This is a genomic window from Citrobacter sp. CK181, from assembly GCF_030333595.1.
In the GTDB taxonomy this organism is placed as follows: Bacteria; Pseudomonadota; Gammaproteobacteria; order Enterobacterales; family Enterobacteriaceae; genus Citrobacter_B; species Citrobacter_B koseri.
In genome coordinates, this window is sequence record NZ_JAOWFN010000015.1 from 524,251 (window position 1) to 542,896 (window position 18,646).

Annotated in this window: 21 protein-coding genes; 15 read left to right on the plus strand and 6 right to left on the minus strand. The window is 54.4% G+C overall.

What is annotated here, in order from left to right:
- Positions 1 to 4: 4 nt before the first annotated feature.
- From agaV to OGW17_RS19775, 9 genes are all read left to right on the plus strand, one after another.
- Complete coding sequence (agaV, locus tag OGW17_RS19735) at positions 5 to 478, plus strand: PTS N-acetylgalactosamine transporter subunit IIB (protein WP_012135267.1); 474 nt, start codon at positions 5 to 7, stop codon at positions 476 to 478.
- A gap of 10 nt (positions 479 to 488) precedes the next feature.
- Complete coding sequence (agaW, locus tag OGW17_RS19740) at positions 489 to 1,268, plus strand: PTS N-acetylgalactosamine transporter subunit IIC (protein ID WP_012135268.1); 780 nt, start codon at positions 489 to 491, stop codon at positions 1,266 to 1,268.
- Complete coding sequence (gene agaE / locus OGW17_RS19745) at positions 1,258 to 2,136, plus strand: PTS N-acetylgalactosamine transporter subunit IID (protein ID WP_012135269.1); 879 nt, start codon at positions 1,258 to 1,260, stop codon at positions 2,134 to 2,136. The genes agaW and agaE overlap by 11 nt, the downstream gene beginning before the upstream one ends.
- 17 nt (positions 2,137 to 2,153) lie before the next feature.
- Positions 2,154 to 2,588, plus strand: coding sequence for a PTS galactosamine/N-acetylgalactosamine transporter subunit IIA (agaF, locus tag OGW17_RS19750; RefSeq protein ID WP_049008851.1), 435 nt, complete (start codon positions 2,154 to 2,156; stop codon positions 2,586 to 2,588).
- Positions 2,585 to 3,718, plus strand: a complete 1,134-nt coding sequence (gene nagA, locus OGW17_RS19755; RefSeq protein ID WP_114647212.1) for an N-acetylglucosamine-6-phosphate deacetylase — start codon at positions 2,585 to 2,587, stop codon at positions 3,716 to 3,718. Before agaF ends, nagA begins: the two co-directional genes overlap by 4 nt.
- Before the next feature lie 300 nt (positions 3,719 to 4,018).
- Positions 4,019 to 5,164: an AgaS family sugar isomerase gene (locus OGW17_RS19760; protein WP_071257767.1), complete on the plus strand. Its 1,146-nt coding sequence runs from the start codon at positions 4,019 to 4,021 to the stop codon at positions 5,162 to 5,164.
- Between the two features lie 12 nt (positions 5,165 to 5,176).
- A complete protein-coding gene (gene kbaY, locus OGW17_RS19765) occupies positions 5,177 to 6,049 on the plus strand; it encodes a tagatose-bisphosphate aldolase subunit KbaY (RefSeq protein ID WP_049008854.1) in 873 nt (290 codons plus the stop codon).
- A 121-nt stretch (positions 6,050 to 6,170) separates the two neighbouring features.
- Entirely contained in the window at positions 6,171 to 7,742 is a 1,572-nt protein-coding gene (gene malX / locus OGW17_RS19770) for a maltose/glucose-specific PTS transporter subunit IIBC (protein WP_049008855.1), read from the plus strand.
- 12 nt (positions 7,743 to 7,754) lie between these two features.
- Positions 7,755 to 8,927, plus strand: a complete 1,173-nt coding sequence (locus OGW17_RS19775; protein ID WP_012135275.1) for a MalY/PatB family protein — start codon at positions 7,755 to 7,757, stop codon at positions 8,925 to 8,927.
- 96 nt (positions 8,928 to 9,023) lie between these two features.
- On the opposite strand, the gene rsmI is transcribed toward OGW17_RS19775, so the two are convergent.
- A complete protein-coding gene (gene rsmI / locus OGW17_RS19780; protein ID WP_047461036.1) occupies positions 9,024 to 9,887 on the minus strand; it encodes a 16S rRNA (cytidine(1402)-2'-O)-methyltransferase in 864 nt (287 codons plus the stop codon).
- Between the two features lie 62 nt (positions 9,888 to 9,949).
- Here rsmI and OGW17_RS19785 point away from each other — a divergent pair, with 62 nt between their 5' ends.
- From OGW17_RS19785 to dolP, 4 genes are read left to right on the plus strand one after another with little or no spacing between them, the layout of a single operon-like run.
- Positions 9,950 to 11,995 carry a penicillin-binding protein activator gene (locus tag OGW17_RS19785; protein ID WP_071257765.1) on the plus strand — a complete coding sequence of 682 codons (2,046 nt, stop codon included), beginning with the start codon at positions 9,950 to 9,952 and terminating at the stop codon, positions 11,993 to 11,995.
- Entirely contained in the window at positions 11,953 to 12,348 is a 396-nt protein-coding gene (locus OGW17_RS19790) for a YraN family protein (RefSeq protein ID WP_047461029.1), read from the plus strand. Before OGW17_RS19785 ends, OGW17_RS19790 begins: the two co-directional genes overlap by 43 nt.
- A 20-nt stretch (positions 12,349 to 12,368) precedes the next feature.
- Positions 12,369 to 12,959 carry a DnaA initiator-associating protein DiaA gene (gene diaA, locus OGW17_RS19795; RefSeq protein WP_012135279.1) on the plus strand — a complete coding sequence of 197 codons (591 nt, stop codon included), beginning with the start codon at positions 12,369 to 12,371 and terminating at the stop codon, positions 12,957 to 12,959.
- 9 nt (positions 12,960 to 12,968) lie between these two features.
- Complete coding sequence (gene dolP, locus OGW17_RS19800) at positions 12,969 to 13,544, plus strand: division/outer membrane stress-associated lipid-binding lipoprotein (protein WP_012135280.1); 576 nt, start codon at positions 12,969 to 12,971, stop codon at positions 13,542 to 13,544.
- Positions 13,545 to 13,728: 184 nt separating this feature from the next.
- Here the strand turns inward: dolP and OGW17_RS19805 are convergent, their stop codons facing one another.
- From OGW17_RS19805 to OGW17_RS19815, 3 genes are all read right to left on the minus strand, one after another.
- Positions 13,729 to 14,766: a permease gene (locus OGW17_RS19805; RefSeq protein ID WP_071257761.1), complete on the minus strand. Its 1,038-nt coding sequence runs from the start codon at positions 14,764 to 14,766 to the stop codon at positions 13,729 to 13,731.
- Between the two features lie 190 nt (positions 14,767 to 14,956).
- A complete protein-coding gene (locus OGW17_RS19810) occupies positions 14,957 to 15,592 on the minus strand; it encodes an NAD(P)H-binding protein (protein ID WP_058668149.1) in 636 nt (211 codons plus the stop codon).
- 32 nt (positions 15,593 to 15,624) lie between these two features.
- Positions 15,625 to 16,065 carry a YhbP family protein gene (locus OGW17_RS19815; protein ID WP_071257758.1) on the minus strand — a complete coding sequence of 147 codons (441 nt, stop codon included), beginning with the start codon at positions 16,063 to 16,065 and terminating at the stop codon, positions 15,625 to 15,627.
- A gap of 52 nt (positions 16,066 to 16,117) precedes the next feature.
- Here OGW17_RS19815 and OGW17_RS19820 point away from each other — a divergent pair, with 52 nt between their 5' ends.
- The gene (locus tag OGW17_RS19820) at positions 16,118 to 16,420 is read left to right on the plus strand and encodes a GIY-YIG nuclease family protein (protein ID WP_058669124.1); all 303 of its coding nucleotides are present in this window, start codon (positions 16,118 to 16,120) and stop codon (positions 16,418 to 16,420) included.
- Here OGW17_RS19820 and OGW17_RS19825 read toward each other — a convergent pair.
- Positions 16,407 to 16,910: a GNAT family N-acetyltransferase gene (locus OGW17_RS19825; protein WP_012135286.1), complete on the minus strand. Its 504-nt coding sequence runs from the start codon at positions 16,908 to 16,910 to the stop codon at positions 16,407 to 16,409. The genes OGW17_RS19820 and OGW17_RS19825 overlap by 14 nt on opposite strands.
- The gene (gene ubiT / locus OGW17_RS19830) at positions 16,904 to 17,428 is read right to left on the minus strand and encodes a ubiquinone anaerobic biosynthesis accessory factor UbiT (RefSeq protein ID WP_071257756.1); all 525 of its coding nucleotides are present in this window, start codon (positions 17,426 to 17,428) and stop codon (positions 16,904 to 16,906) included. The genes OGW17_RS19825 and ubiT overlap by 7 nt, the downstream gene beginning before the upstream one ends.
- Before the next feature lie 220 nt (positions 17,429 to 17,648).
- Between ubiT and ubiU the strand changes: the two genes are divergently transcribed.
- Positions 17,649 to 18,644, plus strand: a complete 996-nt coding sequence (gene ubiU, locus OGW17_RS19835; protein WP_071257754.1) for a ubiquinone anaerobic biosynthesis protein UbiU — start codon at positions 17,649 to 17,651, stop codon at positions 18,642 to 18,644.
- The last annotated feature ends 2 nt before the right edge of the window (positions 18,645 to 18,646 follow it).

The window sequence follows — 18,646 nt, forward strand, 5'->3', positions numbered from 1 at the left end:
CGCTATGCCAAACATTGTATTGAGTCGAATTGACGAACGTTTAATCCACGGCCAGGTCGGCGTGCAGTGGGTTGGGTTTGCGGGGGCAAATCTGGTACTGGTCGCCAATGACGAAGTGGCTGAAGACCCGGTACAGCAAAACCTGATGGAGATGGTGCTGGCGGAGGGGATCGCCGTACGTTTCTGGCCGTTGCAAAAAGTGATCGACAATATCCATCGCGCTGCCGATCGACAGAAAATTCTGCTGGTCTGCAAGTCGCCAGCGGATTTCCTCAAGCTGGTGGAGGGCGGCGTTCCCGTAACACGTATCAATGTAGGCAACATGCACTATGCCAATGGCAAACAACAAATTGCCAAAACGGTTTCTGTCGATGCTAACGATATTACGGCATTTAATGGCCTGAAAACCGCCGGTGTCGAATGCTTCGTACAAGGCGTTCCGACAGAACCCGCTTTGGATCTCTTTAAACTACTCTGAGGGATTCACAATGGAAATCAGTCTGTTGCAGGCTTTTGCGTTGGGTATTCTCGCCTTTATCGCAGGCCTGGATATGTTCAACGGGTTAACGCATATGCACCGTCCGGTGGTGCTTGGGCCGCTGGTCGGCCTGATTCTGGGCGATCTGCATACCGGTATTTTGACGGGTGGTACGCTGGAACTGGTGTGGATGGGCCTGGCACCTTTAGCTGGCGCACAGCCGCCAAACGTGATTATCGGCACGATCGTGGGAACGACGTTTGCGATTACGACCGGCGTGAAACCCGATGTCGCCGTGGGTGTCGCCGTACCGTTTGCCGTCGCCGTACAAATGGGGATTACCTTCCTGTTCTCAGTGATGTCTGGCGTAATGTCCCGATGCGACCGTATGGCGGCTAACGCTGACACCCACGGCATTGAACGAGTCAACTATCTGGCGCTGCTGGCGTTAGGCATCTTCTACTTCCTCTGCGCCTTCCTGCCGATTTACTTTGGGGCGGAACATGCGAAAACCGCCATTGATGTGCTACCGGAACGTCTGATTGACGGGCTTGGCGTCGCAGGCGGCATTATGCCTGCTATCGGTTTCGCCGTACTGCTGAAAATCATGATGAAAAATGTCTATATTCCCTATTTCATCATCGGTTTCGTTGCCGCGGCCTGGCTCAAACTTCCGGTGCTGGCCATCGCCGCTGCGGCCCTCGCAATGGCATTGATCGACCTGCTGCGTAAATCTCCTGAACCGACTCAACCTGCGGCACAGAAAGAGGAATTCGAAGATGGCATCTAATCAAACCACGCTACCAAACGTCTCCGACACTGACGAGACGCTGCTGTCCGGCGTAAACGAAAACGTCTATGAAGACCAAAGTATCGGCACTGAACTGACGAAAAAGGATATCAACCGCGTGGCCTGGCGTTCCATGTTGTTGCAGGCTTCCTTTAACTACGAGCGTATGCAGGCATCTGGCTGGCTGTACGGTTTACTGCCCGCCCTGAAAAAGATCCATACCAACAAACGCGATCTGGCGCGTGCCATGAAAGGCCATATGGGTTTCTTCAACACCCATCCATTTCTGGTGACGTTTGTGATCGGCATTATCCTCGCGATGGAGCGCTCCAAGCAGGATGTGAACAGCATTCAGAGTACCAAAATTGCCGTTGGCGCCCCGCTCGGCGGAATTGGCGATGCGATGTTCTGGCTGACATTGCTGCCCATTTGCGGCGGTATTGGAGCCAGTCTCGCACTGCAAGGTTCTATCCTCGGCGCCGTCGTCTTTATTGTTCTGTTCAACGTGGTTCACCTCGGCCTGCGTTTTGGCCTGGCGCACTATGCTTATCGGATGGGGGTCGCGGCCATTCCGCTTATCAAAGCGAACACCCGGAAAGTGGGTCATGCGGCGTCTATCGTTGGGATGACGGTGATTGGCGCGCTGGTGGCAACCTATGTTCGTCTGAACACCACGCTTGAAATCAAGGCCGGTGATGCGGTTGTTAAATTACAGGCCGATGTTATCGATAAGCTCATGCCCGCGTTTTTACCGCTGGTCTATACCTTGACCATGTTCTGGCTGGTACGCCGCGGCTGGAGCCCGCTACGCCTTATTGGTATCACCGTCGTTCTGGGTGTAGTCGGTAAATTCTGTCACTTCCTGTAAAGACAAAGAGGTTTGAGATGTTAGGCATTATTTTGACGGGGCACGGCGGATTTGCCAGCGGGATGGAAAAAGCGATGAAGCAGATCCTTGGCGAGCAGTCGCAATTTATCGCCATCGACTTCCCGGAAGCATCAACGACCGCGCTGCTCACCTCACAGCTTGAGCAGGCCGTTGATGAACTGGACGACCGGGAGGATATCGTGTTTCTGACTGACCTGTTGGGCGGTACGCCTTTTCGGGTGGCATCAACACTGGCGTTACAGAAACCGGGACGGGAAGTGATCACCGGCACGAATTTACAGCTCCTTCTGGAGATGGTGCTGGAACGCGAAGGATTAACCAGCGAAGCCTTTCGCCAGCAGGCGCTGGAGTGCGGGCATCGCGGCCTGACCAGTCTGGTGGATGAGCTGGGGCGCTGTCGCGAAGAAAACGCCATAGAGGAAGGGATATGAGCCAGTTGCTGCGCGCCCGACGCGTGTTGACCGAGCAGGGCTGGCTTGATGATCACCAACTCCGTATTGAGAAAGGCGTTATTGCGGCAATAGAGCCCGTTCCCCCAGGAATCACAGTGCGTGATGCAGAGCTACTGTGCCCGGCATATATTGATACGCATGTTCACGGTGGCGTAGGTCTGGATGTCATGGACGACGCGCCGGAGACGCTCGATAAACTGGCGTTGCATAAAGCGCGCGAAGGCGTGGGCGGTTGGCTTCCCACGACGGTCACTGCACCGTTGGATGCTATCCGCAATGCGCTGGAACGTATTGCCCGACGCTGTCAGTCCGGCGGCCCCGGCGCGCAGGTGCTGGGTAGTTATCTGGAAGGCCCCTGGTTCACGCCGCAGAACAAAGGGGCTCATCCGCCTGAACTGTTTCGTGAATTGGATCTTGCCGAGCTGGACGACCTGATAGCCGTCTCACAGAACACCTTGCGCATCGTCGCGCTGGCGCCGGAAAAACCTGGCGCACTGCAAGCGATTCAACATCTCAAACAACGCGGCGTACGCGTCATGTTAGGCCATAGCGCGGCAACGTACGAACAGACCTGCGCCGCATTTGATGCCGGTGCAGACGGGCTGGTGCATTGTTTTAACGGTATGAGCGGATTACACCATCGGGAACCTGGAATGGTGGGCGCCGGGTTAACCGATACGCGTGCGTGGCTGGAGCTTATCGCCGACGGGCATCATGTCCATCCTGCGGCACTGCGTCTGTGCTGTGGCTACGCGAAAACGCGGGTTGTATTAATCACCGATGCGATGCGCGCAGCAGGTATGCCTGACGGGCAATATGATATTTGCGGCTACGACGTCGAAATGCGTGGCGGCATTGTACGCACCGCGTCCGGTGGGCTGGCGGGCAGTACGCTCTCGATTGATACCGCCGTGCGAAATATGGTCAAACACGCTGGCGCGACGCCAGAAGAAGCTATCCATATGGCCTCACTGCATCCTGCCCGCCTGCTTGGCATCGATCGCCAGTTGGGATCGATCGAGCCAGGCAAATGCGCCAGCCTCATCGCGCTGGACAATGGCCTGCATCTCCAGCGTGTCTGGATTCAGGGGCAGCCCTTCGCCTTGTAGACCTTTCATTCTCTGTCATATTGGCCTTAGACGTAACGTCATGAGGCCTTTCTTTTTCTTTCGCTAAGGAAATCCTTAGATAACGTAAAGTTAAAGCCAACACGTTATATATCAATGAGATAACTACGCCCTTCGTTTCATCGATCACATTTTTCGTTTTATTTCATTTTGCATCATTGAACTTTCGATTTCTTTTCTATAGATTTTATTTAACTGAACAGCAAAACAAGTGAAACGAAACGAAAGTCAAAGGCACAATACCAACGGCTGAGTGGAGTTCACAAGACTAAGGACTATGTTATGCCAGAAACTCGCACCTCCGTTACCGGCACCTGGACGGAAGAAGAGATCCGTCAACAACCGGCCAGTTGGATCCGCTCACTCAATAACATCAGCAGTATTCGATCGGCCATTGATCGTTTCCTGACGCCATTGCTGTGCAAAAACGATCTGCGGATCATACTGACCGGCGCAGGCACTTCCGCGTTTATCGGCGATATCATCGCCCCCTGGCTTTCACGCCACACCGGGAAAAACATCACGGCCGTACCCACCACTGACCTCGTCACAAATCCAATGGATTACCTGACGCCCGCACATCCGTTACTGCTGGTCTCCTTCGCCCGCTCCGGCAACAGCCCGGAAAGCGTTGCCGCCGTTGAGCTGGCAAATCAGTTTGTGCCTGAGTGCTATCACCTTTCGATCACCTGCAATGAAGCCGGAAATCTGTATCAAAATGCCGTCGACAGCGATAACGCCTTCGCATTGTTGATGCCTGCTGAAACGCACGATCGCGGCTTTGCGATGACCAGCAGCATCACCACCATGATGGCGAGCTGTCTGGCGGTGTTCGCACCCGATACGATCAACAACCAGACCTTCCGCGATGTTGCGGATCGCTGCCAGACGATCCTCGCCTCGCTCGGTGATTTCAGCAAAGGCGTTTTTGGCAATGAGCCCTGGAAACGGATCGTTTACCTCGGTAGCGGCGGGTTACAGGGCGCTGCGCGTGAATCTGCGCTCAAAGTTCTGGAGCTGACAGCCGGTAAGCTGGCTGCATTTTACGACTCGCCGACGGGTTTCCGTCACGGCCCGAAATCGCTGGTTGATAACGAAACGCTGGTCGTGGTGTTTATCTCCAGCCATCCCTACACCCGTCAGTACGATCTCGATCTGTTAGCGGAACTGCGACGCGATCAACAGGCACTGCGCGTCGTCGCAATCGCCGCTGAAAGCGATCCTGTCATCGACGCAGGCCCACATATCCTGCTGCCGCCATCGCGCGCTTTTATTGATACAGAACTGGCTTTCTGCTTCCTGATCTACGCGCAGGTGTTCGCACTCACGCAATCCATCAGCGTCGGAAACACCCCGGACACCCCATCCGCCAGCGGCACGGTTAACCGTGTGGTGCAAGGTGTTGTTATCCATCCCTGGAATGCCTAAGAGGATCGCATCATGAGCATTATTTCCACCAAGTACCTCCTGCAAGATGCCCAGACGAAAGGTTACGCTGTCCCTGCATTCAACATCCATAACGCCGAAACGATCCAGGCGATCCTCGAAGTTTGCAGTGAAATGCAATCCCCCGTGATCCTCGCCGGGACGCCAGGCACCTTTAAGCACATTGCGCTGGAAGAGATCTATGCGCTATGCAGCGCTTACTCCAACAGCTATGACATACCGCTGGCGCTGCATCTCGATCACCATGAGTCGCTGGAAGATATCCGCCGCAAGGTCAATGCAGGCGTACGCAGCGCCATGATCGACGGTAGCCACTTCCCGTTTGAAGAAAACGTGAAGCTGGTGAAATCGGTGGTGGATTTCTGTCACGCGCGCGATTGCAGCGTGGAAGCTGAACTGGGACGTCTGGGCGGCGTGGAAGACGACATGAGCGTCGATGCGGAAAGCGCCTTCCTGACCGATCCGCAGGAAGCCAAACGTTTTGTCGAACTCACCGGTGTCGACAGCCTCGCTGTGGCAATCGGTACTGCACACGGCCTTTACACCAAACGTCCTAAAATCGATTTCCAGCGTCTGGCTGAGATTCGCGAAGTGGTTGATATCCCACTGGTGCTGCACGGCGCAAGCGATGTACCTGATGAGCTGGTGAGACGGGCCATTGAACTCGGCATATGCAAAGTGAACGTTGCAACGGAGTTGAAAATCGCTTTCGCCGCAGCGGTTAAAAAATGGTTCAGTGAAAACCCTGATGGCAACGATCCGCGTTATTACATGCGCGTGGGCATGGATGCGATGAAAGACGTCGTCAGAAGTAAAATAACGGTTTGCGGATCCTACAAAAAGTTACTGCAACCTTCGCATTGTTAATCTTTGTTTTCGAATTGAATCAATAAACATATAAAAACAACTTACTTCGCAATTTCAAAAGGTCATGATTAATTCCTCATGACCTTCATATTATACTGATGAAAATCATGGAGTACTCTACATGACACAGGAAAAGTCCTTTAAATCGAGGTTATGGGAATTCTTTCAAAGCCTGGGTAAAACATTTATGTTCCCCGTATCGCTGCTTGCATTTATGGGGTTATTATTAGGGGTAGGCAGTTCAATTACCAGTCCGTCGACAATAAAAAGCTTTCCATTCTTGGGAGGAGAACTTACCCAATTAACTTTTGGTTTTATTGCAATGGTAGGTGGATTTGCTTTTACTTATTTACCTGTCATGTTTGCTATTGCTATTCCAATGGGAATGGCTAAACGGAATAAAGCCGTTGGCGCTTTTTCAGGTTTTGTCGGCTATATGCTGATGAATATGAGTATCAATTATTACCTGACCGCGACACACCAGATTGCGGATGCCGCGACAATGAAACAGGTCGGGCAATCCATCGTATTAGGCATTCAGACATTAGAGATGGGCGTGCTGGGCGGCATCATCGCTGGCGTTATCACCTATTTCCTGCACGAGCGTTTCCAGGATACCGTCTTGCATGACGCTTTCGCTTTCTTTAGCGGCATTCGTTTCGTCCCTATTATCACCTCGCTGACAATGTCTCTGGTGGGGTTAGCGATTCCATTACTCTGGACCTACGTCGCGATGGGTATTGCCGGTATCGGGCATATCATTCAGAGCACCAGCGTATTTGGCCCATTCTTATACGGTATAGGCGTGCTGCTGCTCAAGCCTTTCGGCCTTCATCATATCCTGTTAGCTATGGTGCGTTTCACCCCGGCTGGCGGAACGGAGTTCGTTAACGGCCATGAAGTCGCCGGGGCGCTCAATATTTTTTATGCCGAGCTGAAAGCTGGCCTTCCCTTCAGCCCACATGTAACGGCCTTCTTATCTCAGGGCTTTATGCCGACATTTATTTTTGGTTTGCCTGCCGTAGCATATGCTATCTACAGAACGGCCAAACCCGAAAACCGCCCGGTGATTAAAGGACTGTTACTTTCCGGTGTTTTAGTTTCGGTTATCACTGGTATCTCCGAGCCCATTGAATTTTTATTCCTCTTTATTGCCCCAGCGCTGTATGCCTTCCATATTGTAATGTCTGGGTTGGCTTTGATGGTCATGGCAATTCTTGGTGTCACCATTGGTAATACGGACGGCGGCATTCTGGATTTGTTAATTTTCGGCGTGATGCAAGGAACATCAACGAAATGGTATTTATTATTCCCGGTTGGTATCGTTTGGTTTGGGATCTACTTCTTTGTTTTCCGCTGGTACATTCTTAAGCATGATATTAAAACACCTGGCCGTGAGGACTCTTCAGATGATGCAGCCCAGGCTGTTGCAGCAAATACCAAAGCACGCGGCAAATCAAAATATGATCACGGTGTTATTTTGAATGCGCTGGGTGGGAAAGAAAATATCGATTCTCTGGATAACTGTATTACCCGTTTACGCCTGGTGGTGAAAGATATGTCCAAAGTGGATCAACAAACATTAAAAAACGCCGGGGCGCTCTCCGTCGTTGTACTGGATGCGCATAGCGTTCAGGTCATTATTGGGCCACAGGTGCAAAGCGTGAAAACAGGCATTGAAGCCTTAATCTAACAGGAGTCTGGAATGTTCGATTTCGACAGTACCATCGAGCGTCAAAGTGATAAATGCCGCAAGTGGGATCATCCGTTTGTCTGCTCGCGGTTTGGCGCCGTACCAAAAGACTTTATTCCGCTATGGATTGCGGACATGGATTTCACCTCACCTCCTGCGGTGATTGACGGCTTCCAGCGTATCGTCCAGCACGGAACATTTGGCTACACCTACTGTTTCGATGCGTTTTATGACGCGGTCATTACCTTCCAGCATGAGCGCCATCAGGTAAATGTTCAGCGTGACTGGATCACGCTGACCTACGGCACCGTTTCTACACTGCACTACACGGTTCAGGCATTCTGCCAACCGGGCGATAGCGTGATGATGAATACGCCGGTCTATGACCCTTTTGCGATGGCGGCGCAGCGGCAGAATGTGCATGTTCTCGCCAGTCCGCTCCGCGTGGAAGAGAACCGCTATCATCTTGATGTTGAATTGATCGAAGACCAGCTTAAAACGCATCGTCCAAAACTATGGTTCTTCTGTTCGCCGCACAACCCTTCAGGAAGGATCTGGCGTGCGGATGAGATCCGTCTGGTCTCTGATTTATGCAAACGCTATGGCGTGATCCTGGTCGTTGACGAAGTCCATGCCGAGCACATTCTTGATGGTAAGTTCGTCAGTTGCTTGTCATCGGGGTGCGCCGCACTGGATAACGTTATTGTCCTGACCTCGCCCAACAAAGCTTTCAACTTAGGCGGGCTGAAAACCTCTTATTCCATCATCCCGAATGAGACGCTGAGGCAGCGTTTTCGCCAGCAGCTTGAGAAGAACTCCATCACCTCGCCGAATATCTTCGGTGTCTGGGGAATCATTCTTGCCTATCAGCAGGGGCTTGCATGGCTGGATGCGCTGAATGGATATCTGCGCGGCAACGCCGTATATCTGGCTAACGCCATTAAGACCCACTTTCCCGACTGGAAAATGATGACGCCGGAATCGTCATATCTCGCATGGATTGACGTGAGTGCGGATGAGCGCAGCGCAACGCAACTGACACAGCACTTTGCTCAACAGGCAGGAGTGGTGATCGAAGATGGCAGCCACTACGTGCAAAACGGTGAAAACTATTTACGGATTAACTTCGGCACCCAACGCTATTGGCTGGAACACGCCATCGACAGAATGCTGAAACATTACTAATCCCTGTAAAAACAGTGTTATCCCCACCGGGTAACACTGTTTTCCCTCTGATGCGGCCAGCCAGGGCAGTAAATGGCGGCCGCCCGACTTTCACACTTACTCCCCCTGCTGCTCCAGCGCATACTTATACAGCGCGTTCTTTTTCACGCCGTGGATTTCGGCGGCAAGAGCGGCGGCCTTTTTCAGCGGTAGTTCCGCCTGTAACAACGCCAGCGTTCGCAGCGCGTCGGCGGGAAGCGCATCGTCCTGGGCTTTGTGCCCTTCGACAATCAGTACCATTTCCCCCTTGCGGCGGTTTTCGTCCTCTTTCACCCATGCCAGCAGTTCGCCGACCGGCGCGCCGTAAATGGTCTCCCAGGTTTTGGTCAGCTCACGCGCCAGCACCACGTAGCGAGATTCTCCCCACACGGCGACCATATCTTCCAGGCTGTCCAGCAAGCGGTGTGTGGATTCATAAAAAATCAGCGTCCGTGGTTCTGCTTCAATCGCTTTCAGCGCATCACGGCGGCCTTTCGATTTCGCGGGCAGAAAACCTTCATAGCAAAAACGATCGGACGGCAACCCGGCGGCGCTCAGCGCGGCAATCGCGGCACACGGCCCCGGCAACGGAACCACACGGATGCCGGCTTCACGGCAGGTGCGCACCAGATGGTAACCCGGGTCATTGATCAATGGCGTTCCGGCATCAGAAACCAGCGCAATGTTCTGCCCCTCTTTCAGCTTCGCCACCAGCGTCTCGGCTTTTTGCTGCTCATTGTGGTCATGTAAAGCGAACAAACGGGCGTTAATCGCGAAGTGTTGTAACAATAGTCCGGTATGACGAGTGTCTTCAGCGGCAATTAAATCAACGGCTTGCAAAACTTCGAGCGCTCGTTGGGTAATATCAGCCAAATTCCCGATAGGAGTAGGTACAATATAGAGTTGGCCCTGAGAATTATCCGCCGATTCGTTTTGTTTCATTGTGTCGTCCGTATTGCCGATTTAATATTGAGCATTGCGTAAAAAATATCACTGGATACAGTATGGTACCCTCAACATTTTCTCGTTTGAAAGCCGCGCGCGCGCTGCCTGTCATTCTGGCAGCATTGATTTTCGCGGGCTGTGGCACCCAGGCGCCGGATCAAAGTGCTGCCCATATGCAGGGCACGGCACAAGCTGATTCCGGCTTTTATCTGCAACAAATGCAGCAAAGTTCAGATGATAGCAAGACCAACTGGCAATTACTCGCCATTCGTGCACTGCTGAAAGAAGGCAAAAGCCAGCACGCCATCGAATTATTCAACCAGTTTCCGCAAAACCTGAACGATGCGCAGCGTCGCGAACAGTCGCTGCTGGCGGTTGAGATCAAACTGGCGCAGAAAGATATCGCCGGCGCGCAGGCGCTGCTGGAAAAACTCACTCCGGCTGATTTGGATCAGAACCAACAGGCGCGTTACTGGCAGGCGAAAATTGATGCCAGCCAGGGCCGCCCTTCTCTTTCACTGCTGCGCGCGTTAATCGCCCAGGAGCCGCTGCTGTCTGCAAAAGACAAGCAGAAGAACATGGACGCCACCTGGCAAGCGCTCTCCTCTATGACCCAGGAACAGGCTCAGGCGCTGGTCATTAACGCCGATGAAAACGTCCTGCAAGGCTGGCTGGATTTACAGCGTGTCTGGTTCGATAACCGTAACGACCCGGACATGATGAAAGCCGGGATTGCTGACTGGCAAAAACGCTACCCGCAAAATCCAGGGGCTAAACTGCTGCCCACGCAACTGGTCAATGTGCAAAGCTTTAAACCGGCTTCCACCAGCAAAATCGCCCTGCTGCTGCCGCTGAACGGCCAGGCCGCCATTTTTGGCCGCACCATTCAGCAAGGTTTTGAAGCGGCGAAAAATCTGGGGACGCAACCGGTGGACGCGCAGCCTGCCACTGCGCCTGTCGCGGAACCGACAGCGCCGGCAGAACCTGCCCAGCCGCAAGCCGCTGACGGCGTCGCCAGCCCTTCCCAGGCGGCGGTGAACGATTTAACCGGCGACGAACAAACGCAGCCTGTCGAACAACCGGTAAGCGCCCCGGCGCAGACCGCCACGGCGAGCGCGCCAGCCAACCCTTCCGCTGAACTGAAAATCTACGACACCACCTCTCAACCGCTGGATCAGATCCTCACGCAGGTTCAGCAGGACGGCGCCAGCATTGTTGTCGGCCCGCTGCTGAAAAATAACGTTGAAGAGCTGATCAAAAGCAATACGCCGCTGAATGTCCTGGCGCTTAATCAGCCTGAAAAGGTGCAGAACCACGCCAATATTTGCTACTTTGCCCTCTCACCTGAAGATGAAGCCCGCGACGCGGCGCATCATATTCACGACCAGGGCAAACAAAATCCGTTGTTGTTGATTCCACGCAGCGGGCTGGGCGATCGCGTGGCGAACGCTTTCGCTCAGGAGTGGCAGAAGCTGGGCGGCGGCACGGTGTTGCAGCAGAAATTCGGTTCTACCGCTGAACTGAGAATGGGCGTCAACGGCGGCTCCGGCATTGCCCTGACGGGCAGCCCTGTCGCCGCCAGCCAGCCCTCACAGCCGGGCGTCACCATTGGTGGTCTGACGATTCCAGCACCGCCGACAGACGCGCAAATCACTGGCGGCGGCGGTCGCGTTGACGCGGTCTACATTCTGGCGACGCCGGAAGAGATCGGGTTCATTAAACCCATGATCGCCATGCGTAACGGCAGCCAAAGCGGCGCAACGCTGTACGCCAGCTCGCGCAGCGCGCAGGGCACTTCCGGCCCCGACTTCCGTCTGGAGATGGAAGGCTTGCAGTACAGCGAGATCCCAATGCTGGCCGGTAGCAACATGCCGTTAATGCAGCAGGCGCTCGGCGCCGTACGCAACGACTACTCCCTTGCCCGTATGTACGCGATGGGCGTAGACGCGTGGTCGCTGGCGAACCACTTCTCGCAGATGCGCCAGGTGCCGGGTTTTGAAATTAACGGTAATACCGGGGCGTTAACCGCCACACAGGATTGCGTGATTAACAGGAAGTTATCATGGCTCAAATACCAGCAAGGGCAAATCGTCCCCGCCAGTTAACGAGTAAACAGACCGGCGACGTGTGGGAAGCCGCCGCACGCCGCTGGCTGGAGAGCAAGGGACTGCGTTTTGTTGCCGCCAACGTGCGTGAGCGCGGCGGCGAAATCGATCTGATAATGCGTGACGGAAAAACCACGGTCTTTGTTGAGGTTCGTTATCGCCGCTCGGCACAGTTTGGCGGCGCGGCCGCCAGTGTGACCTGGAGCAAACAACACAAATTATTACAGACCGCCCGCTTGTGGCTTGCTCGCCACAATGGGAGTTTTGATACTGTGGATTGCCGGTTCGATGTGTTAGCCTTCACCGGAAATGATGTTGAGTGGTTTAAGGATGCCTTTAACGACCGCTCATAATTGAAGATTTAAGGATTAGCGTGCTCGATAGAATTAAAGTCTGCTTTACAGAAAGCATTCAAACGCAAATTGCTGCGGCAGAAGCTCTCCCGGATGCAATTTCCCGTGCCGCCATGACGCTGGTTCACTCCCTGCTCAACGGCAACAAAATTCTCTGTTGTGGTAATGGTACTTCCGCCGCCAACGCACAGCATTTTGCTGCCAGCATGATCAACCGTTTTGAAACAGAACGTCCCAGTTTACCCGCCATTGCACTTAATACCGATAATGTGGTCTTAACAGCGATTGCCAACGATCGCCTGCATGATGAAATCTATGCAAAACAGGTCCGTGCGCTGGGCCATGCCGGTGATGTTTTATTGGCGATTTCTACGCGTGGCAACAGTCGCGATATCGTTAAGGCCGTTGAGGCCGCCGTCACTCGGGATATGACCATTGTGGCGTTGACAGGCTATGACGGGGGCGAGCTGGCCGGGTTATTAGGGCCGCAGGATGTTGAAATCCGTATTCCCTCGCACCACAGCGCGCGCATTCAGGAAATGCATATGCTGACGGTAAACTGCTTGTGCGATTTGATCGACAACACGCTTTTCCCTCACCAGGATGATTAAGGAGTACATATGAAGGCATTTTCGCCACTCGCAGTCCTTATTTCTGCGTTGCTGTTGCAAGGTTGCGTCGCTGCCGCGGTGGTTGGAACCGCCGCTGTGGGTACGAAAGCCGCAACCGATCCACGTAGCGTTGGCACCCAGGTGGATGACGGAACCCTGGAGCTGCGCGTAAACAGCGCGCTGTCGAAAGACGAACAAATCAAGAAAGAAGCGCGCATCAACGTAACGGCGTATCAGGGCAAGGTATTACTGGTGGGTCAGTCGCCGAATAGCGAACTCTCCTCGCGGGCAAAACAGATTGCGATGGGTGTCGATGGGGCGACGGAAGTGTATAACGAAATCCGTCAGGGCCAGCCGATTGGTCTTGGGACGGCTTCGAACGATACCTGGATCACCACCAAAGTGCGTTCGCAGCTGTTGACCAGCGATCAGGTGAAATCGTCCAACGTAAAAGTGACGACCGAAAATGGCGAGGTTTTCCTGTTGGGTCTGGTCACCGAGCGTGAATCAAAAGCCGCTGCGGACATCGCCAGCCGGGTCAGCGGTGTGAAACGCGTCACCACCGCCTTTACGTTTATCAAATAACCCGCCGTTTTAGCCGGATGGCGGCTGCGCCTTATCCGGCCTACGGGAAGTACCATTTGTAGGCCCGGTAAGCGCCAGCGTCACCGGGCATTGCGCCGGATGGCGGCTAACGCCTTATCCGGCCTACCCTACAGAGAAGCACTTACGTAGGCCGGGCAAGCGAAGCGCCCCCGGCATTTCCACTTCACACCAGCGCAATACTTCCCACTATCACCCCAGAAATCGCCACCAGTACGCCTGTAAGCCACAACGCTTTTGCCGGGAAGGCTTTACGCAGCATAATCAGCGACGGCAGACTCACCGCCGGCAAGGTCATCAGCAGCGCCAGAGCAGGCGCGGTTCCCATTCCTGCCAGCATCATCGTTTGTACAATCGGAATCTCTGCGGCGGTAGGGATCACAAACAGGCATCCCGCGACGGCCATCGCAATAACCCACATCAGCGTATTATCAACTGCGCCATCGGCATGTGGGAACAGCCAGACACGCGCCGCGCCTAATACCAGTACCGCCAGGATATAAACCGGGATCGTACTCCAGAATAGCGACCACAATGCCTTTCCCCAGCGAGCAAAGAATCCGCCCTGCGGTTCAGATACGGCGATCTCCTGAGGAATGTCTACCTGCGGCGACTCTTTCACCCATTTCTGCACCAGCGTCGCCACCACCAGCACCATCGCCAGCCCGGCAACCAGACGAATAGCCGCAAAATGCCAGCCGAGCACAAAGCCCATAAACACCAGCGTTGCCGGATTCAGTAACGGATTACCCATCCAGAACGCCAGCGCGCCGCCCATAGAAACCTGCTGGCGACGCATTCCCGCCGCTACCGGCGCGGCGCAACAGGTACACATCATGCCTGGCAGCGAGAACAGGGTGCCAAACAGCGTGCCGCGAAAACGTGACTGCCCCAGCGTACGCAGCAGCCAGTCGCGCGGGATCAACACCTGAATCAGCGAACCGAGGATCACCCCCAGCACCGCCGCCTTCCAGACCGCGATAAAATAGATCATCGCGTAGTCCCAGGCCGCTCGCCACGGGTTCGCATCCGCCTGCGCCAGAATAGATTTACCGATACTGTGCGTTTCCGCAGCCGTGAAGGCTTTACCGTAATAAGGCTGCCATTTCACATACCAGAGGCCAACGATAACGACGAGAAAGAAGAGTGCGGGTTTCCACCATTGAAATGGCGTCACCGCCTGAGATGAAGACTGACCAGCCATAGCATTCCCCAGGAAGTTATTGAGATAATTAAGCCCGTGAATACTACGCCTTTGGGAAATGTTTGGAAACGTCGTTTTTTATCGGATGGGGGCAAAATGCCCGGTGTCGCTCGCGCTTATCGGGCCTGGAGAACGCCACGAAATCCCATGTCGGATAAAGCGTTAGCCACCATCCGGCAGTGAACAGATGCTATAACGCCCTTTCCCGCAACCGGGATGAGGTCAGGATGGTAACGCCTTCTTGCTCCGGTGCCAGAGCCTCCTCCAGCATCGCACGCGCCACATCTCTGGCGTCGATGGATTTCCAGTTTCCCGGCAGCAGCCGGAACAGCGGCGCAAACAGCGTTTCATTCATCCGGTGTTTAGCTCTGTCGCCAAGCAACATGGAGGGACGCGCAATCGTCAGGCGCGGCCATTGCTGGGCGATTAACGCCTCTTCCATTTCACCTTTGACCCGGTTATAGAAAAACGGCGATCGCGCATTTGCGCCCATTGCGCTCACGACCAGCATATGTCGGGCGCCCAGCCGCCGCCCCGTCAGCGCGGTATCCACCACCAGCGTATAATCCGCATGAATAAACGCCTCTTTGCTTCCGGCCTCGCGGCGAGTCGTTCCCAGACAGCAAAAAACAATGTCCACCGGATCGGTCACCTGCGCCAGCGCATCGGTCAGTTGAGGATCGTGAGGATTATAAACGCCGACCATATCTGCCAGAGGGCGGCGTGTGGGCGCGGCTATCGAATGAATCCTGGGTTCATTAAGCAACATCCGCAGGAGGTGTCCTCCCACCAGCCCCGTCGCCCCTGTAATTAACACCTGAGTCATCGCGCGCTCCATAACCTCAACCATTAATCTAACTATAGGCTACGGATCGGGCTGCGTAGCCAGTGCATTTTTTTGCCAAATCCCAACGTGTTGTCAGTGAATTTGATTTCATCCAGGCGGATTTCCCATACTGGCGCAGGCAGCATTCTGGCGACAGGAAAGCGGCGGAGATAGGCCTGACGCGCCGCATCGCTTTCCTCTCCCTCAAGCTTGCGGATCTCCCCTTTAAACTGTATTCCGCGAATCCGCGCCACCGTTTTCGGCTGACCGTTGACCGTTCCGGCAACGGGCGCGCGCGAGCCGGACATCTGCGCATGGCGCGTTTTCTCTTCCGTGAGTACATAAAACGCGACCTTTTGCGCATCAAACAGATAAAACGCGTTTGCGCACCAGAGTTCGCCCTCATGCTGAACGCACCAGGTGACCACATGCTGCTTTGCCAGCCAGCGGCTTATCGCGGTGAGTGTTTCCATCGTTATTCTCTCTTATACTGGGCATCTGAAAATTAACACGCTAATGGTCATGATGACACCCTGGTATCTGTATCTGATCCGCACCGCAGACAATGCCCTCTACACCGGGATTACGACCGATGTGGCGCGCCGCTATAAGCAGCATCAAAGTGGTAAAGGCGCAAAAGCGTTGCGCGGAAAAGGGGAACTCACCCTGGCGTTTTCGGCGCGGGTCGGCGAGCGCTCGCTTGCCCTGCGCATGGAGTATCGCATCAAGAGACTCACAAAGCGCCAGAAGGAGCGCCTCGTGACAGAAGGTGAAGGGTTTGAGGCGTTACTGGCCAGCCTGCAAACCCCAACGCTTAAAAGCGATTGAAATGGTCGTGGTATTCCACCAGGCCCGTCACGCCGTCCAGCGCATCTTCCGCCAGGCGGTGTACCTGGAAAGCGCTTTCGGTGCCCGGCCAGCGGCAATGAAGATCGTAATGCGCCGCCAGTTCAAAACCGAAACGGCTGTACAATGCCGGCTCGCCCAGCGTGACGACCGCCGCATAGCCAAACTCGTTGAGTGAATCCAGTCCTTCGTAGACCAGTTGGCGCGCAAGCCCTTGTCCACGGTAGTTTTCATCTACCGCCAACGGCGCCATTCCCACCCATTGCAGGTCTTCACCCTGTACATCGACCGGACTAAACGCCACATAGCCAACCACCTGACCTTCGTCGTCAGTGGCGACCAGACCCAGCGTCAGGAAGCCATCTTCGCGCAGGTCATGCACCAGCTTCGCTTCCGCATCGCTTTCGAACGTGCGGCGCAGCAAAGCGTCGATACCGGGCGCGTCAATGGGAATTTCAACTCGAATCAGCATGGTTCACCTACCGAGGTCTGTTTGGTTTCTGGCGAGGTTTTCATACCCGCCTCAACAAAATCCGCCAGTTGCAGCAGCATAATGCGTAACGCTTTCGGCATCTGCTCCAGTTCGATGGCGTCCATCAGGTTTTTCACATACAGCCCTAACTCTGTATCGCCTTCAATGACCAGACGACGCTGGAAGAAGAGCGTATCAGGGTCCTGCTTACGCGCCGCAATCATCAACAAGTCGCTGGCATCGGCGCTAAAGCTCACGTCGGCCTCAGCGTTCTGACTGACAATCAGTTTGCCGTTCTCAACAGAGGTGTACCATCTGAGGTCAATATCACGCACTGTAATACTTAACCAACGGCCTTCGAGGAACTCAAGCTCCCCATCTGCCAGCGCCTGACGAAATTGCCAGCTCAGAACCTGTTCCAGAACCTGGCGCTTCAGCGCAAAGGGCGTCAGTTTAACCGGAACACTCATCAGAGACGGGCCAAAATGTACTAAGCGTGAACGCAGTTTATCCAACACGAGCTTTACTCCCTGTTTCAATAATCCCGTTATTTTGCCATATCAGATAAACGACATAGCGGCGTAAATCAACAATTCGATACGAAATTGTTACCCAGTTATAGGTGTAACCAATACGCCTTTAACTGCCTTAAATCAAAAATTGTCGCAGCAAGGTTAACTAAAATCTCTCTTCGTTAACAATTTTGCGGCCTGGACGGCGCAACATTCAGGAATAATTATGGAGCTGCTCTGCCCTGCCGGAAATCTCCCGGCGCTTAAGGCGGCCATTGAGAACGGTGCTGATGCCGTTTATATCGGGCTAAAAGATGATACTAACGCCCGTCACTTCGCCGGTCTTAATTTTACTGAGAAAAAGTTGCAGGAAGCGGTGAATTACGTCCATCAACATCGCCGTAAACTGCACATCGCGATTAACACGTTTGCACACCCGGATGGATATGTTCGCTGGCAGCGTGCCGTGGATATGGCGGCGCAACTGGGCGCAGATGCGCTGATCCTGGCCGACCTTGCTATGCTTGAGTATGCAGCAGAACGCTATCCGCATATTGAGCGCCATGTCTCTGTTCAGGCATCGGCAACGAATGAAGAAGCAATTAACTTCTACCATCGCAACTTTGACATTGCGCGCGTCGTCCTGCCGCGCGTGCTTTCCATTCATCAGGTGAAACAGCTCGCCCGCGTCACGCCCGTGCCGCTGGAGGTCTTCGCCTTCGGCAGCCTGTGTATTATGGCGGAAGGCCGTTGCTACCTCTCCTCTTATCTGACGGGTGAATCCCCCAATACCGTCGGCGCCTGCTCTCCGGCCCGCTTCGTGCGCTGGCAACAGACCCCTCAGGGGCTGGAATCGCGCCTGAACGAGGTGCTCATCGACCGCTATCAGGACAGTGAAAACGCCGGTTATCCAACGCTGTGTAAAGGTCGCTATCTGGTTGATGGCGAGCGCTACCACGCGCTGGAAGAACCTACCAGCCTCAACACGCTGGAACTGCTGCCTGACCTGCTGGCGGCGAATATCGCCTCGGTGAAAATTGAAGGGCGTCAGCGCAGCCCGGCGTATGTCAGCCAGGTGGCGAAAGTGTGGCGTCAGGCGATCGACCGCTGCATGGCCGACCCGCAAAACTTCGTCCCGCAAAGCGCCTGGATGGAGACGCTTGGCTCCATGTCCGAAGGCACTCAGACCACGCTTGGCGCGTATCACCGTAAATGGCAGTGAGA

Coding starts and splice junctions, on each gene's coding strand:
- OGW17_RS19805 (WP_071257761.1), bottom strand. CDS start 14,766: ATGGCTGGTCAGTCTTCATCTCAGGCGGTGACGCCATTTCAATGGTGG.
- OGW17_RS19785 (WP_071257765.1), top strand. CDS start 9,950: ATGGTACCCTCAACATTTTCTCGTTTGAAAGCCGCGCGCGCGCTGCCT.
- OGW17_RS19760 (WP_071257767.1), top strand. CDS start 4,019: ATGCCAGAAACTCGCACCTCCGTTACCGGCACCTGGACGGAAGAAGAG.
- OGW17_RS19815 (WP_071257758.1), bottom strand. CDS start 16,065: ATGGAAACACTCACCGCGATAAGCCGCTGGCTGGCAAAGCAGCATGTG.
- ubiU (WP_071257754.1), top strand. CDS start 17,649: ATGGAGCTGCTCTGCCCTGCCGGAAATCTCCCGGCGCTTAAGGCGGCC.
- OGW17_RS19810 (WP_058668149.1), bottom strand. CDS start 15,592: ATGACTCAGGTGTTAATTACAGGGGCGACGGGGCTGGTGGGAGGACAC.
- kbaY (WP_049008854.1), top strand. CDS start 5,177: ATGAGCATTATTTCCACCAAGTACCTCCTGCAAGATGCCCAGACGAAA.
- agaE (WP_012135269.1), top strand. CDS start 1,258: ATGGCATCTAATCAAACCACGCTACCAAACGTCTCCGACACTGACGAG.
- OGW17_RS19820 (WP_058669124.1), top strand. CDS start 16,118: ATGACACCCTGGTATCTGTATCTGATCCGCACCGCAGACAATGCCCTC.
- malX (WP_049008855.1), top strand. CDS start 6,171: ATGACACAGGAAAAGTCCTTTAAATCGAGGTTATGGGAATTCTTTCAA.
- agaF (WP_049008851.1), top strand. CDS start 2,154: ATGTTAGGCATTATTTTGACGGGGCACGGCGGATTTGCCAGCGGGATG.
- dolP (WP_012135280.1), top strand. CDS start 12,969: ATGAAGGCATTTTCGCCACTCGCAGTCCTTATTTCTGCGTTGCTGTTG.
- OGW17_RS19775 (WP_012135275.1), top strand. CDS start 7,755: ATGTTCGATTTCGACAGTACCATCGAGCGTCAAAGTGATAAATGCCGC.
- OGW17_RS19825 (WP_012135286.1), bottom strand. CDS start 16,910: ATGCTGATTCGAGTTGAAATTCCCATTGACGCGCCCGGTATCGACGCT.
- rsmI (WP_047461036.1), bottom strand. CDS start 9,887: ATGAAACAAAACGAATCGGCGGATAATTCTCAGGGCCAACTCTATATT.
- agaW (WP_012135268.1), top strand. CDS start 489: ATGGAAATCAGTCTGTTGCAGGCTTTTGCGTTGGGTATTCTCGCCTTT.
- agaV (WP_012135267.1), top strand. CDS start 5: ATGCCAAACATTGTATTGAGTCGAATTGACGAACGTTTAATCCACGGC.
- OGW17_RS19790 (WP_047461029.1), top strand. CDS start 11,953: ATGGCTCAAATACCAGCAAGGGCAAATCGTCCCCGCCAGTTAACGAGT.
- nagA (WP_114647212.1), top strand. CDS start 2,585: ATGAGCCAGTTGCTGCGCGCCCGACGCGTGTTGACCGAGCAGGGCTGG.